At 44.2% G+C, this 16,350-nt stretch carries 13 protein-coding genes; 5 read left to right on the forward strand and 8 right to left on the reverse strand.

Annotation, left to right across the window (positions count from 1 at the left end; all coding sequences use genetic code 11):
• Positions 1 to 52 precede the first annotated feature (52 nt).
• The gene (locus tag UQW94_RS20300; RefSeq protein ID WP_322142523.1) at positions 53 to 673 is read left to right on the forward strand and encodes a TRIC cation channel family protein; all 621 of its coding nucleotides are present in this window, start codon (positions 53 to 55) and stop codon (positions 671 to 673) included.
• A gap of 128 nt (positions 674 to 801) precedes the next feature.
• The gene (locus tag UQW94_RS20305) at positions 802 to 1,656 is read left to right on the forward strand and encodes a LysR family transcriptional regulator (protein ID WP_005387379.1); all 855 of its coding nucleotides are present in this window, start codon (positions 802 to 804) and stop codon (positions 1,654 to 1,656) included.
• On the opposite strand, the gene UQW94_RS20310 is transcribed toward UQW94_RS20305, so the two are convergent.
• Positions 1,598 to 2,377 carry a TSUP family transporter gene (locus UQW94_RS20310; protein WP_267922872.1) on the reverse strand — a complete coding sequence of 260 codons (780 nt, stop codon included), beginning with the start codon at positions 2,375 to 2,377 and terminating at the stop codon, positions 1,598 to 1,600. The two genes, UQW94_RS20305 and UQW94_RS20310, sit on opposite strands and share 59 nt — an antisense overlap.
• A gap of 249 nt (positions 2,378 to 2,626) precedes the next feature.
• Between UQW94_RS20310 and UQW94_RS20315 the strand changes: the two genes are divergently transcribed.
• Complete coding sequence (locus UQW94_RS20315; RefSeq protein WP_025768414.1) at positions 2,627 to 3,541, forward strand: hypothetical protein; 915 nt, start codon at positions 2,627 to 2,629, stop codon at positions 3,539 to 3,541.
• On the forward strand, positions 3,531 to 3,950 hold the full coding sequence (locus tag UQW94_RS20320) for a hypothetical protein (protein WP_238853048.1): 420 nt from the start codon (positions 3,531 to 3,533) through the stop codon (positions 3,948 to 3,950). The genes UQW94_RS20315 and UQW94_RS20320 overlap by 11 nt, the downstream gene beginning before the upstream one ends.
• Positions 3,951 to 4,025: 75 nt before the next feature.
• On the opposite strand, the gene carB is transcribed toward UQW94_RS20320, so the two are convergent.
• The 5 genes from carB to secA form a co-directional block, all read right to left on the reverse strand.
• On the reverse strand, positions 4,026 to 7,259 hold the full coding sequence (carB, locus tag UQW94_RS20325) for a carbamoyl-phosphate synthase large subunit (RefSeq protein WP_005381854.1): 3,234 nt from the start codon (positions 7,257 to 7,259) through the stop codon (positions 4,026 to 4,028).
• A 16-nt stretch (positions 7,260 to 7,275) separates the two neighbouring features.
• Positions 7,276 to 8,415, reverse strand: coding sequence for a glutamine-hydrolyzing carbamoyl-phosphate synthase small subunit (carA, locus tag UQW94_RS20330; RefSeq protein WP_017821483.1), 1,140 nt, complete (start codon positions 8,413 to 8,415; stop codon positions 7,276 to 7,278).
• A gap of 481 nt (positions 8,416 to 8,896) precedes the next feature.
• Positions 8,897 to 9,706 (reverse strand): 4-hydroxy-tetrahydrodipicolinate reductase, encoded by an 810-nt coding sequence (dapB, locus tag UQW94_RS20335; RefSeq protein ID WP_005381860.1) that lies wholly within the window; start codon positions 9,704 to 9,706, stop codon positions 8,897 to 8,899.
• Between the two features lie 110 nt (positions 9,707 to 9,816).
• Positions 9,817 to 10,215: an 8-oxo-dGTP diphosphatase MutT gene (mutT, locus tag UQW94_RS20340; protein WP_005387387.1), complete on the reverse strand. Its 399-nt coding sequence runs from the start codon at positions 10,213 to 10,215 to the stop codon at positions 9,817 to 9,819.
• A gap of 155 nt (positions 10,216 to 10,370) precedes the next feature.
• A complete protein-coding gene (gene secA, locus UQW94_RS20345; protein WP_322142524.1) occupies positions 10,371 to 13,100 on the reverse strand; it encodes a preprotein translocase subunit SecA in 2,730 nt (909 codons plus the stop codon).
• A gap of 407 nt (positions 13,101 to 13,507) precedes the next feature.
• Here secA and UQW94_RS20350 point away from each other — a divergent pair, with 407 nt between their 5' ends.
• Positions 13,508 to 13,966: a DUF721 domain-containing protein gene (locus UQW94_RS20350; protein WP_005381869.1), complete on the forward strand. Its 459-nt coding sequence runs from the start codon at positions 13,508 to 13,510 to the stop codon at positions 13,964 to 13,966.
• 113 nt (positions 13,967 to 14,079) lie between these two features.
• Here UQW94_RS20350 and lpxC read toward each other — a convergent pair whose 3' ends face one another.
• On the reverse strand, positions 14,080 to 14,997 hold the full coding sequence (gene lpxC, locus UQW94_RS20355; protein WP_047102006.1) for a UDP-3-O-acyl-N-acetylglucosamine deacetylase: 918 nt from the start codon (positions 14,995 to 14,997) through the stop codon (positions 14,080 to 14,082).
• Between the two features lie 101 nt (positions 14,998 to 15,098).
• A complete protein-coding gene (ftsZ, locus tag UQW94_RS20360; protein ID WP_225473422.1) occupies positions 15,099 to 16,337 on the reverse strand; it encodes a cell division protein FtsZ in 1,239 nt (412 codons plus the stop codon).
• Positions 16,338 to 16,350 lie beyond the last annotated feature (13 nt).

The following is a 16,350-nucleotide window of genomic DNA, read 5'->3' on the forward strand; positions in this document are numbered from 1 at the left end:
CCGTACAATTTCCGCCCATTTTTTCTCACACTATTTAAAGGTACTAAGTAACATGGACTCCATGCTGCTTTATATGATCGATTTGTTCGGTACCGCTGTTTTCGCTATCTCTGGCGTATTACTGGCTGGCCGTTTAAAAATGGATCCATTCGGCGTTATCGTGCTCGGCAGTGTGACTGCTATAGGTGGCGGAACAATCCGAGACATGGCGCTTGGTGCCACTCCCGTATTTTGGATAACAGATACGACTTACTTATGGGTGATATTTGTTACGTGTCTACTAACAATGCTTGTTATTCGAAGACCCAAGCGACTCTCATGGTGGGTATTACCCGTTTGTGATGCCATCGGTCTCGCTGTATTTGTGGGAATAGGAGTAGAAAAGGCACTCGCCTACAATGCATCTGGGATGGTCGCGGTGATAATGGGGGTTATTACTGGCTGTGGCGGTGGCATTATACGAGACGTGCTGGCTCGCGAAGTTCCTATGGTATTAAGAAGTGAAGTCTATGCTACGGCATGTATTATTGGCGGCATCTTCCATACGATGGCGGTAAACATTGGTTATGACCACTCAACGGCTTTACTCGCTGGTGTAATCTCAACGCTCATTATACGTCTCGGTGCGATTCGTTGGCATCTATCCCTGCCAACTTTCGCCATTAACCGTTAAACACAAACAACATCACTCACCATGGAGTCGACCAAGTGTCGGCTCCTCTCATTTATGCTCATTTGATTCGCCAATTCTTGGGCAATTCGCTAAATTATCTCAACCATTCCTAACTTTCATTAATCATTATGTTGCTTGAAGGTATTGAAACGTTACTTGTCCTCAGTAAAGAAAAAACCATGAGCCGCACGGGCAGTCAACTCTATATTAGTCAATCTGCCGTGAGTAAACGTATTTCAAATCTAGAGAAGAAGTTAGGAAAAAAATTGATAGAGCCAAATGGTCGGCACATAAAGCTGACCTCCGATGGCCTTGCGCTCATCAACACGATCGAGCCAACGTTCAATGAGTTAAGAGGTCAGATCTATGATCAACAACAAATAGAAGATACTTCTTTGATCAAGATAGACTGCTCTGAAACCTTAGTCGCTGGATACCTCAGCATGATCATGGCAGAACACTTTGCCCATGATCAATACATACGAATATCGACCAATCATACGCCACGCATTATTGAGAATGTGAAATCAGGCAAAGCAACATTGGGATTTTGCGCTGGCTATCTACCACCTCATCATGGATTAATGAGCCTTCACCTCGCCGATGAACCTTTCTCAATTGTCAGTCGACATTCACTTTCACAACTACCTAAAGCTATTTTGACCAATGACCTAACTAACCCTGCCAACACATATCAACAAGCTATTTTATCCAAACACGGAATCGAACCTTTGATGGAAATGGATTCGTATACTGCGGCAGCACAACTGGCTTTGGGAGGTATGGCTCCCGCTTTAATCCCTAAATCTATCCTAACGACACTTAATATCACACCTAAGTTCTGCTATGACTTTGAAGAGCTAGATCAGTTAGTTCGACCAATACATATCTGCTTACGTCACAGCACATATCGTAGCGAGCGAGTTAAAGCACTGACAGAATCCATTGCTGATGTTGTTGCCAAAGAAGTTTCGTTGCCATAAGCATCGACATCACTATAACTAGAGGACGAATCCATTTTTGCCCTTTACTTACCACGACCTTCGCCCCTAACTGAGCACCAAGAAAACCGCCAACAGCCATAATTAAGCCAAGCTTCCACACTGGCAACCCAGCTAAGATAAAAAAGAGTAGTGCCGCAATGTTTGACGTGAAATTGAGGATTTTGGTTCTAGCTGTGGCTTCGACCAAAGAAAAGTGACCTAGTGCAACAAAACAAACAGTAAAAATAGATCCAGTCCCAGGGCCAAAAAAGCCATCATAGAAACCGATCCCGCCACCAATGCATAGCGCAAACATCGCTTCAGATAACTTTGGTTCTCCATCGATTTTTCTCGTACTTGGCGCGAGTAAAAAATAGAGGGAAATGGCTATCAAAAGAACAGGGATCAAACTGGTGAGTACGCTAGCATCAATAAACTGCACAGCCTCGGCACCGATCGCTGCACCAATAAAAGTGCAGAGTATCGCAAAACGCATTTCCTTTAAGCTGACAATACCGTTACGCACGAAATACCAGCTAGCAGAGAAACTGCCAAACGAACTTTGTAACTTATTGGTTGCTAGAGCTTGAGTCGGACTCAACCCCGCTGCCAAAAGCGCAGGGAGCGTAATGAGCCCTCCCCCACCAGCCATCGCATCAATAAAGCCTGCGGCAGTCGCAACCAAAAATAAGGCCAACAAAATCTCAACCGTGATTTCCACTACACTTCCTTTTTGAAGAGGTATCAAAGAGGAAGAAACGGTAGCACTTATTCACAAAACTACCAATGGAAAGTCAAGACACCAATCTATTCCTAATTTTCATCAGTCAATAAATCTAGAGAATGATACATTAAAAATATCAATTACATCCAAATATAGAGCCTCACCTCAAGAGCCTCTTAATATTTTGATAGAAAAAGAAAATGCTGTCTTAATAGGAAATATTTAATCTGATAAAAAACGAAAATAATGGAAGCCTTACTAACTCGACCATCAATAAAAGAGCAGCAATTACGCTTAAAAATCGAACAGATAGTGAATATTAATCAGCTATTCAGCGTTATTGACGCTAAACCAGAGACTAGCGGTGCGGGTGTAATTTATATTGATAACAAATTCACCGTTGTACGCTTAAGAGACTTTAAATCCACATGCCATATCAATCCTACCTTTATCATTCTACGAGAACCGATAAAATTACAATCATCTCAAGAATTTGCAAAAAAAATAAAACAGGAAGAGTCAAAATCAAGATTCAATCAAGAGCTTCTATCAGCGAGCATTAGCTGTATTGGTGCAGCGATTGGCTGGATTGGGGTAGTTGGTTCGGGGCTAACAATACCAGTAAGTGGTCCTGTGGGCGTAACTATGTCCTATATCTCACACGCCGCTACTGTTGCAGCCACAGCTCAATGTGCTATTGGAGTAGCAAGAACCCGTATGGTATCTAAATCACCAGACAAATTATCGGATATAGACAGTAATGAGTGGTATCAAAATACAACTAAAGCTTTAGATTACATCTCCTTAGCTGGAGCGGGCGCTAGTGGATATCAAACGATAAAAATGGTTCAATCTCTTAAGCAAACCACTAAGAAAGGCGTTCCCGAGATTCTAAAAGGCTTAAACAGACAAGAAAGAACAAGATTAACTAAAGAAATCATCCGTAAAAACCTTCCGAGCATTTCGAATAAAGCTCGTAAACAGCTAATGTTGTCAGGAGAAATTCCTAAGAGGTATTCACAAGCAACAATATCCGCATCCATTTCTCATCAGCTTCTAGATGCAATTGGAGGCTCAATTAGCATAGTAGGAAGCGGTTATTCGGGAGAGTTAAGAAATCTTGCAATTGGAATCTATGAGGAATTGAAAGTTGAATACTAAATCAATTAGCATAGCAAACATCTCACTAAGTATATGTTTATACTTGGCATTGACTATTGGTCTGGCTATTAGCTTGAGCATTTGGAATGACTGGTTTTCTTTCACTCAACACATTGCTCTAGATACTTACCTTCTTACATTGGGAGCTATTACGGTTGTTGTTGTATGCATTCCAAACATTCTGACAATAAGCAAAGGATTAAGTATTGCTGCAAAAATAAACTTACTTACTATCTCTTTTATCATTCTCACTTGCAGCATTAATTTTGTTGCAGCAAGTGGTAGTTCTATTGCTTCATCTTTGGGCACATTGCTTGCCATCATTAGCTTAATGATCTTCAAAAGCGAAGCATACCAATCGTTCCTAGCACACTTTAATGCTCTTCATTTTAGAAAAACCTCGATATAAAAAAGCCCGCTCAAATGAGCGGGCAATGAGGTTGTCATGTAAGCCCTGATTAACGAGCTTACTGATTTTTATCTGTTACGCGTCTAGACTCGCTTTCACTTTAGCGTGTAACTCTTGAACCGAAGTTACTGACGCTTTTGCGTCTGCAGTATGAGACATACATGTAGCGAACGCTGCATTCAGTGTCGTTGTGTAGTTCACTTTTTCTGCCAGTGCACCACGGCGTAGAACTTTCGAATCTTCAATCGCTTGACGACCAGCAGCCGTGTTTACGATGTAGGTGTATTCGTTGTTCTTGATGCGGTCAAGAATGTGTGGACGACCTTCGTGTACTTTGTTTACCAAACGTGGGTTAATACCCGCTTCGCCCAGAATTACAGCAGTACCGTGTGTCGCATCCAACTGGTAACCCAGTTTCACTAACTTAGAAGCTAGGTCAACAACACGCTCTTTATCACCTTCACGTACAGACAGTAGCGCACGACCACCTTCAGGATAAACCGCACCACAACCTAGCTCTGCTTTCGCGTAAGCTTCTGCGAACGTTGCACCCACACCCATTACTTCACCTGTTGAGCGCATTTCAGGGCCCAATAGAGGGTCAACACCAGGGAATTTGTTGAACGGCAGAACCACTTCTTTCACTGAGTAGTAAGGAGGGATAATCTCTTTAGTAAAGCCTTGTGACTCTAGAGATTGACCCGCCATTACACGTGCAGCGATTTTCGCTAGAGGAGCGCCTGTCGCTTTCGATACGAATGGTACCGTACGAGCAGCACGAGGGTTCACTTCAATTAGATAAACGTCGTTATCTTTCACAGCAAACTGCGTGTTCATCAAACCGCGCACACCGAGTTCGAATGCTAACTTCTCAACTTGCTCACGCATCTTGTCTTGAATTTCCTGACTTAGCGTGTATGCAGGCAGTGAACATGCAGAGTCACCAGAGTGAACACCCGCTTGTTCGATGTGCTCCATGATACCGCCGATAACGACGCGTTCACCGTCACAGATAGCATCAATATCAACTTCGGTTGCATCATCCAAGAAACGGTCTAGCAGAACTGGAGACTCGTTCGATACGCTTACTGCTTCGTTGAAGTAGCGACGCAGGTCTTGCTCGTCGTACACGATTTCCATCGCACGACCACCGAGTACATAAGATGGACGAACAACTAATGGGAAGCCAATTTCTTTCGATTTCTCAACCGCTTGCTCCATCGTTGTTACTGTCGCGTTTTCTGGCTGAAGTAGACCTAAACGGTCAACAGCGGCTTGGAAGCGTTCACGGTCTTCCGCACGGTCGATAGCATCTGGGCTAGTACCAATGATTGGCACACCAGCCGCTTCTAGAGCACGAGCCAGTTTAAGTGGCGTTTGACCACCGTACTGAACAATCACACCTTTTGGTTTTTCAACGCGAGCGATAGACAGTACATCTTCCAGAGTTACTGGCTCGAAGTACAGACGATCAGACGTATCGTAGTCAGTAGATACCGTTTCTGGGTTACAGTTAACCATAATGGTTTCGTAACCGTCTTCACGCAGCGCAAGTGATGCATGGACACAACAGTAATCGAATTCAATACCTTGGCCGATACGGTTTGGACCGCCACCAAGAACCATGATCTTATCTTTGTCTGTTGGGTTTGCTTCACATTCTTCATCGTAAGATGAGTACATGTAAGCCGTGTCAGAAGAAAACTCTGCTGCACATGTATCCACACGTTTGTAAACCGGATGAATATCAAACTGCTCACGAGCACGGCGAATTTCACTTTCAGCGACACCAAGCAATTTAGACAAGCGAGCATCAGAGAAGCCTTTGCGTTTCATCTGACGAAGCACTTCTTTGGTCAAACCTGCGTAGCCGCCCGCCTTGACTTGTTCTTCGAGTTTTACAATTTCTTCGATTTGAACCAGGAACCAGCGGTCGATTTGAGTCAAGTTGAACACACCGTCGACTGACATACCCGCTCGGAATGCATCGGCGATGTACCAGATACGCTCTGCACCTGCTTCTTTAAGTTCGTGACGAATCTTAGTCAGTGCATCTGGCGCTTCCAGATCGACCATCTCATCAAAACCAGTTGCGCCAACTTCTAGGCCACGCAGTGCTTTATGAAGAGATTCTTGTTGGTTACGACCAATCGCCATTACCTCACCAACCGATTTCATCTGAGTTGTCAGACGATCGTTTGCACCAGCAAATTTCTCGAAGTTAAAGCGAGGGATCTTAGTTACGACGTAGTCGATAGTTGGTTCAAATGACGCGGGTGTTGCACCACCTGTGATGTCGTTTTGTAGTTCGTCTAGCGTAAAGCCAACAGCCAGTTTCGCGGCAATTTTCGCAATTGGGAAGCCTGTTGCTTTTGATGCTAGCGCAGAAGAGCGAGATACACGCGGGTTCATCTCGATGATGACCATACGACCATCTTTCGGGTTGATACCAAACTGTACGTTTGAACCACCTGTTTCAACACCGATTTCACGCAGAACAGCTAGCGATGCATTACGCATAAGCTGGTATTCTTTGTCAGTCAGTGTTTGTGCTGGAGCAACCGTGATTGAGTCGCCCGTATGGATGCCCATTGGGTCAAAGTTCTCGATTGAACATACGATGATACAGTTGTCCGCTTTGTCACGAACGACTTCCATTTCGTACTCTTTCCAACCGATTAGTGACTCATCGATAAGAAGTTCGTTGGTCGGAGATAAGTCCAGACCGCGACGACAGATTTCTTCGAACTCTTCTTTGTTGTACGCGATACCACCACCAGTGCCACCCATGGTGAACGATGGACGAATGATACAAGGGAAGCCAACCATATCTAAAACTTTGTAAGCTTCTTCCATGCTCTTCGCTGTATCTGCGCGAGGACACTCAAGGCCGATAGACTTCATCGCTTTATCAAAACGAGAACGGTCTTCCGCTTTGTCGATTGCATCAGCCGTTGCACCAATCATCTCTACGCCAAACTCTGCGAGAACGCCGTGCTTCTCTAAATCTAACGCACAGTTAAGTGCTGTCTGACCACCCATAGTTGGCAGAACTGCATCAGGACGTTCTTTCTCGATGATCTTGCGTACAACTTCCCACTGAATCGGCTCGATGTAAGTCGCATCTGCCATCTCTGGGTCAGTCATAATCGTTGCTGGGTTAGAGTTAACCAGGATAACTCGGTAGCCTTCTTCACGAAGAGCTTTACACGCTTGTGCGCCAGAGTAGTCAAACTCACATGCCTGACCGATAACAATCGGACCAGCACCAAGAATTAGAATACTTTGAATGTCAGTACGTTTTGGCATTATCTACTACTCCGAATTAAGCGCTGTGTTTTTTGATTAGTTCGATAAAGTGGTCAAATAGCGGTGCCGCGTCATGTGGACCAGGGCTCGCTTCTGGGTGACCTTGGAAGCTAAATGCTGGCTTGTCTGTGCGGTGGATACCTTGCAAAGAGCCATCAAATAGCGATACGTGAGTAGCACGTAAGTTTTCCGGTAATGTTGCTTCATCTGCCGCAAAGCCGTGGTTTTGCGAAGTGATCATCACAACGTTACGCTCTAAATCTTTTACTGGGTGGTTTGCACCGTGGTGACCAAACTTCATTTTCACCGTTTGCGCACCTGATGCTAGCGCCAGAATTTGGTGACCTAGACAAATACCAAAAATTGGCAGGCCTTTTTCTAGGAACACTTTGGTTGCTTCAATCGCGTAAGTACATGGTTCTGGGTCACCAGGGCCGTTCGATAAGAATACGCCATCTGGATTTAGTGCCAGAACTTCTTCCGCTGACGTTTCTGCAGGTACAACCGTTAAGCGGCAGCCGCGGTCAACCAACATTCGTAAGATGTTGCGTTTTGCGCCGAAGTCGTAAGCGACAACGTGGTATGGCAGCTCGCTGTCATCTTTCGCCTCTGGAAGTCCACCTTCAAGCGTCCACGAACCTTGTTTCCACTGATACGCTTCTTTTGTTGTAACTTCTTTCGCAAGGTCCATTCCTTTTAAGCCTGGGAATTCTTTTGCTTTCGCTAGTGCCAAAGCTTCGTCTAGGTTATTGCCCGCAACAATACAGCCGTTTTGAGCACCTTTTTCACGCAGGATACGAGTGAGCTTACGAGTATCGATATCAGCGATGCCAACGATATTTTGAGACTTAAGATAATCAGAGAGGGATTGTTCGTTACGGAAGTTAGAAGCGATTAGAGGAAGATCGCGAATCACAAGGCCTTGTGCATGAATGGAAGAGGATTCTTCATCTTCGGAAGTGGTTCCGGTATTGCCAATGTGAGGATAAGTGAGAGTGACGATTTGCTGAGAATAGGAAGGATCAGTGAGGATTTCTTGATACCCCGTCATCGAGGTATTAAAAACGACTTCACCAACGGAAAGACCATCTGCCCCTATGGACACTCCGCGGAACACTGTCCCATCTTCTAGGACCAACAGTGCTAATTTACCCAAGACAACCTCCAGAATAAAAATGCAAAAAAAATAAATCAAACTGCAAACATGCCTTCCTTTACCTATAAAATCTACATAAATAGGTATTTCAGACAAATTGGCGGTATTCTAAAGTTGGACTCGAAACCTGTCAACCTACAATCAAAAATAAATGATTAATTTCTAGCGAGTAAGGTCATTTTGAATCAGTAAGGCCCAAAAAGATAACTTTTACATGCTATTACATAGAGAGGCATAGAGGTTTAATGAATTTTACAAATTTGAACTTTTTAGAGATCACAAAAAAGTATGAGTTTTTCACGCAAACGTTCACCCAACAAAAAAGACATTAGTTTTTAGGCATCAAAACCCAAAACACCTACAAAACAACCAAAACAACAACAAAAGTAAGCACCAAAATACTTTCTGTTAGAATCATTTCATTTACAACTAATTCTATAGATATAAAAAAGCCGGCTACCGCCGGCGAATAATTATGTATTTAGAGTTCATTCAATCCCAAAACATCTGTCATGGTATAAAAGCCCGCTGGTTTGGCACTCAACCAAACAGCGGCCTTGACGGCGCCATTAGCAAACGTCATACGATCGGTCGCTTTGTGCGTTATCTCCACTCGTTCCCCGATATCAGCAAACATGGCTGTGTGCTCACCGACAATATCGCCAGCGCGAATTGTAGCAAAGCCGATCTCATCTTTAGTACGTTCACCTGTGATACCTTCTCGCGCATAGACAGCTACATCATTCAGCTTGTTGCCCATCGCACCAGCAATGGCTTCGCCCATCCCGATAGCGGTACCAGAAGGAGCATCAACTTTATGACGATGATGTGCTTCGACAATCTCAACATCACAGTAGTCGCCCATCACTTTGGCTGCTTTCTCAAGAAGCTTAAATACTAGGTTCACACCAACAGAGTAGTTAGGAGCCATGACAACAGGCACTTGCTTAGCGGCTTCGTCAATCAGTTCACGCTCTGCATCACTGAAACCAGTCGTCCCAATCACAATACTCTTTCCATGCTTCTTACACAGTTCAAGATTCGCCAACGTACTTACTGGGGCAGTAAAATCGATGATTACATCAAAATTATCGACGTCTTTAGCAAGATCATCCGTTAAGAACACATCGAATTTACCTTCACCACAAAGCTCACCGATATCGACACCGACAAGTGAGGACTCAGGTCGTTCTGATCCCGCGCTCACTGTCGCCTCTGGGTTAAGGTGTGAAGCTTTAACCAAATTACGGCCCATTCGGCCTGCTGCTCCTGCGATTGCAATACGAACCATTGCGCTTTCTCTCCTTCTCTGGATAACGAGGTTTGCTCTCGTTCTCTCGTTTCGCTTAATCTGTTTAAACTAACAACATACCGTGGTTACCACAAGCAAGTTCATCAGGCTTAAGCGAACTCTTTTACGACACGCTCCAAGATAGGCACGTTCGCTTCAGGAAAGGCATAGTTACCCAATTCTCTTATCTCAACCCAGCGACCTTCTTGACCTTCTCGGCCGTAAGGCTCATTACTGAACTTAGATACCGTAATAAAATCAAACTTAAGTGATTTGTCTGGATAGTCATATTCCAAATGCTCGAAAAGGGCTTGCTCAGTAACTTCAATTCCTACTTCTTCTTCAAGTTCTCTTGCTAGAGCATGTTCAATACTTTCTCCTGACTCGACTTTCCCGCCGGGAAACTCCCAAAACCCGCCTTTATGCTTGTCGTCTGGACGCTTTGTAATAAAAATTTTTGATTTGTCTTGGTTAAAAATAATAGCCGCGACTATGTGAATTCTTTTCATAGGGGTTCCTAACTCTCAAGCCGTTACACTTCAACGGTCTTTGCATCTCTAAAACTATCCGATGCTATCAAAACTTATGAAATTCGACAGCCACAGAATTTGCTTAAAAAAAGAGCCGCCTAGGCGACTCTTTAAAAAATTATCTGACTAATACGTTAGTCGATCTTGCCGTGGCACTGTTTATACTTCTTACCACTACCACAAGGGCAAGGCTCATTGCGACCTACTTTACGTTCATCACGTACCATTGGCTGACTTGAACCTTCTTCAGATTCTTCACCTTCAGAAAGAGGGTTTTGTGCTGCTGCGTGTTGCGCTTGAGCACGACGAGCGGCCTCTTCAGCTTGCGCACGACGTTGCTCTTCCATACGTTCAACTTCTTCTTGTTGCTGGACTCGAACGCGAGATAGAACAGTAATCACATCAGTTTTCAGCGCTTCTAGTAGACCTTCAAACAGTTCAAACGATTCACGCTTGTATTCCTGTTTCGGGTTCTTCTGCGCATAGCCGCGTAAGTGAATACCCTGACGCAAGTGATCCATTGCTGCCAAGTGCTCTTTCCAAAGCGTATCCAGAGTTTGAAGCATAACCGATTTCTCGAAGTTACGAAGCACTTGCGCACCCACCACTTCCTCTTTCTCTTTATACACTTCAACGGCTAGATTGATGATCTTCTCGCGTAGCGCCTCTTCGTAAAGCTTATCGTCTTCTTCAAGCCATTGCTTCACTGGCGCATCAAGATCGAAGTCTGCTTTCAAGCGCTCTTGCAGACCTTCAACGTCCCACATATCTTCTAGTGATTGTGGCGGGATGTACTCATCAATAACCGCTGTTAGCACATCTTCACGGTTTTGCTCGATCATACCGCTGATGTCTTCAACGTTCATCAATTCGTCGCGCAGCTCGTAGACAACCTTACGCTGATCGTTCGCCACATCATCGTATTCTAGTAGCTGCTTACGGATATCAAAGTTACGACCTTCCACTTTACGCTGTGCTTTTTCAATTGAGCGAGAAAGCATTTTCGATTCAATTGCTTCACCTTCTTCCATACCACTTTGGATAAGGCTCGCCATACGATCAGAAGTGAAAATACGTAACAAAGAGTCTTCCATAGATAGGTAGAAGCGAGATGAACCCACATCTCCTTGACGACCAGAACGACCACGTAGCTGGTTATCAATACGGCGAGATTCGTGGCGCTCAGTACCAATGATGTGTAGACCACCAGCATCTAGTACTTGATCATGTACCACTTTCCACTCTGCTTTAATCGCATCGATTTGTTCTTGAGTTGGGTTCTCCAAAGCTTCCACTTTTGATTGCCAACTACCGCCAAGCACAATGTCCGTACCACGACCGGCCATGTTGGTCGCGATAGTTACCGCACCAGGCATACCCGCTTCAGCAACAATTTCCGCTTCCTTTTCATGGAATTTCGCATTCAATACGTTGTGTTTGATCTTCGCTTTCTTCAATGCGTTAGAAAGAAGTTCTGATTTTTCAATCGATACTGTACCAACCAATGTTGGCTGACCTTTCGCAACGCGCTCTTTGATATCTTCAATGATTGCAGCAAACTTCTCAGCTTCGGTACGGTACACCACATCCGGCATATCGTTACGAATCATTGGTTTGTTGGTTGGGATAACCACCGTTTCCAAGCCATAAATAGATTGGAACTCAAACGCTTCAGTATCCGCAGTACCTGTCATACCAGACAGTTTTTCGTATAAGCGGAAGTAGTTCTGGAAGGTAATCGAAGCCAAAGTTTGGTTTTCGTTTTGAATCTTAACGCCTTCTTTCGCTTCTACTGCTTGGTGAAGACCTTCAGACCAACGACGACCTGGCATTGTACGACCAGTATGTTCATCAACAATTACTACTTCACCTTCGTCAGTAACGATGTAATCAACGTTGCGCTCAAACAACACATGAGCACGCAAAGCGGCATTCACGTGATGTAACATGCTGATGTTAGTCGGAGAGTAAAGTGTGTCACCCTCTTCCATAAGACCATTTTTCACCAACAGTTCTTCAACGTACTCTTGGCCCGTTTCTGTGAGGTATACTTGCTTTGATTTCTCATCAACAGTGTAGTGACCATCACCACGATATTCTTCAGAGTCTTCTTTGTCTTGCTTTTTAAGATGCGGGATCAAAAGGTTGATTCGGGTGTATAGCTCAGAGCTATCTTCAGCAGGACCAGAAATGATTAAAGGGGTACGAGCTTCATCAATTAGGATTGAGTCCACCTCATCGACAACTGCAAAGAAGCGTTCACGTTGTACGCGATCTTCGCTACGGAAAGCCATATTGTCACGAAGGTAGTCAAAACCAAATTCATTGTTCGTTCCGTACAAGATGTCAGCTTGGTACGCTTCTTTTTTCTCTTGAGGAGGCATGTTTGGCACGTTTACGCCAACAGTCATACCTAAAAATTCAAATAGAGGGCGGTTTGTCTCTGCATCACGTTTAGCTAGATAATCGTTCACTGTTACAATATGAACGCCTTTACCAGCTAGGGCATTTAGGTAAGCAGGAAGCGTTGCCGTCAGCGTTTTACCTTCACCCGTACGCATTTCAGCGATTTGACCCGCATTTAGAACCATACCACCGATAAGCTGGACGTCGAAGTGGCGCATACCATAGACACGCTTAGATGCTTCACGAACCGTAGCAAAAGCTTCTGGAAGTAGTTTATCAAGAGTTTCACCCTTATCTAGGCGCTCACGGAATTCAACCGTCTTTGCTTTTAACTCTTCGTCACTTAGAGCCTCGAATGTTGGCTCATAGTTATTAATTTCTTTTACAATTTTTCTAAGGCGGCGCAGTGTTCGGTCGTTGCGACTGCCAATCACTTTTGTCAGTAGCTTAGTTATCATTTTTCGTGAATCTCTCTTTATTCAGACCGTTCCCGATCTACTCATAATGCCTTCAGTCTCTGCCAGTTTGGAACTAAGAATACTGAGATAAATCATTTATCAAAGATATTGAGTTCAAACATCCATATTTCAAGGCTAAGTTTTGAAACAATGTGGCTTAGTGTAAGGATTTTTAATCGATACAACCATAAATAGACGTATTTGTTTGAAGCACTCTGAAGTTTTTACTTAAAGTGGTGACTGATTAGCCGATATTGCATACCGCAATATGTGTAATCCATCCAGAACAAACTTTGCTTTTTACCTTGCTACATTGTAAAACTGAAGCTAAAGACGTTAATGTAAACTATACCTTGATAGAAAGCTGCTCTAGAATAGCTATATCTCAACAAAATTAGATTTTACCTATGCGTGATCACCGTCCAACCTCGACTGAAGATGTTATTGCTGAGTCACAGTTCAAGCAGATTCAAGAACATGCTGGAGAAATCTTACAGCTTAACCAAGCTTTGCAAGAGGTCTTACCCATGGGGACGGCCGATCATTGCCGAGTAGCGAATGTTCGTAACGGCCATCTATTGATCGATGTCTCTAGTGCCGCAATCAAAATGAAGATCGATTACGATCGCCTCATGATCCTAAATAAACTTCGTACTCAAGGCTTTGCCAAGCTGATGAGCGTTGAAGTGAGGATCAATCCTTCACTATATAGAAACCGCTTTCAACAAGACGACAGACCTAAGCGTCCACCACTAACAGAATCTGCAGCAAAGTCATTAATGACGATTGCCGACATGGCGCCACCTAAAATTCAAGAGCGTTTAAAACGATTAGCCGATATGGCAGAAAAGGAAGATCGTAAGTGAACGTTATTTCAATATGCTGAAAGCTTGAATGTTGTTGATAAGTCGAAAATTAAAGCCAAATAGCAAAAAACCAGGCATAAGCCTGGTTTTTTATTAATTCTAATGCCAAGTATTTACGCAAGCACCATATTTGGTTCTGCGAATGCTACTGGTGAGCCGACTTCTTCTTCGAATGTAGTCCACTCCCACGCTTCCTGATCTGCAAGAACAGCACGTAACAGTTGGTTATTTAAACCGTGGCCAGATTTAAAGGCACGGAATTCACCAATGATTGGGTGGCCACACATGTAAAGGTCACCAATCGCATCCAACACTTTGTGAGTCACAAACTCATTTTCAAAGCGTAGACCTTCTTCATTAAGAATACGGTAATCATCCAAAACGATAGCATTGTCAAAACTACCACCCAAAACTAGGTTTTGAGATTGTAGATATTCGATATCACGCATAAAGCCAAACGTACGTGCTCGAGAAATCTCACGAACAAAGCCTTTTGACGAGAAATCAAACAGCAAACGTTGCTCGTCTGATTCAATCGCTGGGTGATTAAACTCAATTTCGAAGTCCATACGAAAGCCGTTAAATGGTACAAATTCTGCCCATTTATCACCATCGTCAAAACGAACTGGCTTTTTGATACGGATGAAGCGTTTTGGCGCATTTTGCGTTTCGATACCTGCTTGTTGTAGCAAGTATACAAATGGGCTTGCACTACCATCCATGATCGGAATTTCAGGTGCGTCTACTTCGACAACAATGTTATCGATGCCCATACCAGCAAGTGCCGCATTCAAGTGCTCAACAGTTGAAATACGCACACCTTCATCGTTTACCAATGCAGTACAAAGCATGGTGTCACGAACCGAAGCTGGATCAGCTGGAAAATCTACAGGTGGATTTACATCTGTACGACGGTAAATGATACCTGTATTTGCAGCAGCCGGGCGCAGAGTAAGTGTGACTTTACGACCAGAGTGGAGACCCACACCAGTTGTTTTCACTATTTCTTTCAGAGTACGTTGTCTGATCATCTGCTTGCCTCTCAAAAATTTGCTACAAAACACGGCCGTCTGTAACGTCGACCGTGAATGCTACCATAATTTTGAGCCATGTCAAATTTATGGGTTAAAGATTAATCAGCCTGACGACGCAAAAATGCCGGTATATCTAAATAACCACTTTCCTTTTCTTGCTTTGGAGCCGCAGAACTTTGGCTCGACGAAGCTGGAGAAGAAGGAGCAGTGTTTGTCGGCCGAGGAGTTACCTGTGGCTTCTCTTGCACTTGATTATTTTGCAAGGTCTGTGCCGGTTTTTCTTCAGCTTGCGTTGCCGCTGCTTGTTGCTGTGGTTGAGCTTGCGGCGTCGGTGCCACTTTCGCTTTACCACCCGCAACTAGCGTGATATCTGGCTTTTTCTCATTACCAATACCTGTCGCTACAACTGTTACGCGGATTTCGTCAGTCATATCAGGGTCTAGAGAAGTACCGATAACAACAGTCGCATTGTCAGAAGCGAATGCCTTCACTGTATTACCAACCGTCTCAAACTCGTCAAGACGCATATCCAGACCAGCAGTAATATTGACAAGAACACCACGAGCGCCCGCTAGATCGATGTCTTCCAGAAGTGGGCTAGAAATTGCCATTTCAGCCGCTTCTTCAGCACGGTCTTCACCTTTGGCGATGCCGCTACCCATCATTGCGTGACCCATTTCAGACATTACAGTTCTTACGTCCGCAAAGTCGACGTTGATCATGCCAGGGCGAGTAATTAGCTCAGCAATACCTTGAACGGCATTCTTAAGAACATCGTTAGCGCTTGCAAAAGCTTCTAGTAGTGTTACACCACGACCAAGTACTTTAAGTAGCTTTTCGTTTGGAATCGTGATCAAAGAGTCAACATGCTTAGAGAGCTCATCGATACCTTGCTCAGCAAATGCCAAACGCTTTTTACCTTCAAAACTAAACGGTTTAGTTACTACCGCTACTGTTAGAATGCCAAGCTCTTTAGCCACTTCCGCAATAACAGGCGCTGCACCAGTACCGGTACCGCCACCCATACCAGCTGCGATAAACACCATATCGGCGCCAGTCAGGGAATCTTTAATTCGATCTCTGTCTTCGAGAGCTGCGTCACGGCCAACCTGTGGATTAGCACCTGCACCCAGACCTTTAGTGATATCACCACCGATCTGAATTACATTGCCAACGCTTGTCTTACGAAGTGCTTGCGCATCAGTGTTGACGCTGATGAATTCCACACCTTCGATGGATTCACGCACCATGTGTTCAACGGCGTTACCACCGCCGCCACCAACCCCAACGACCTTGATTACTGCATCGTCAGACATTTCCATCATCGGTTCAAACATGTGTTGTCTCCGT

It is taken from the genome of Vibrio sp. PBL-C16 (genome assembly GCF_034321865.1).
GTDB classification, from domain to species: Bacteria; Pseudomonadota; Gammaproteobacteria; order Enterobacterales; family Vibrionaceae; genus Vibrio; species Vibrio alginolyticus.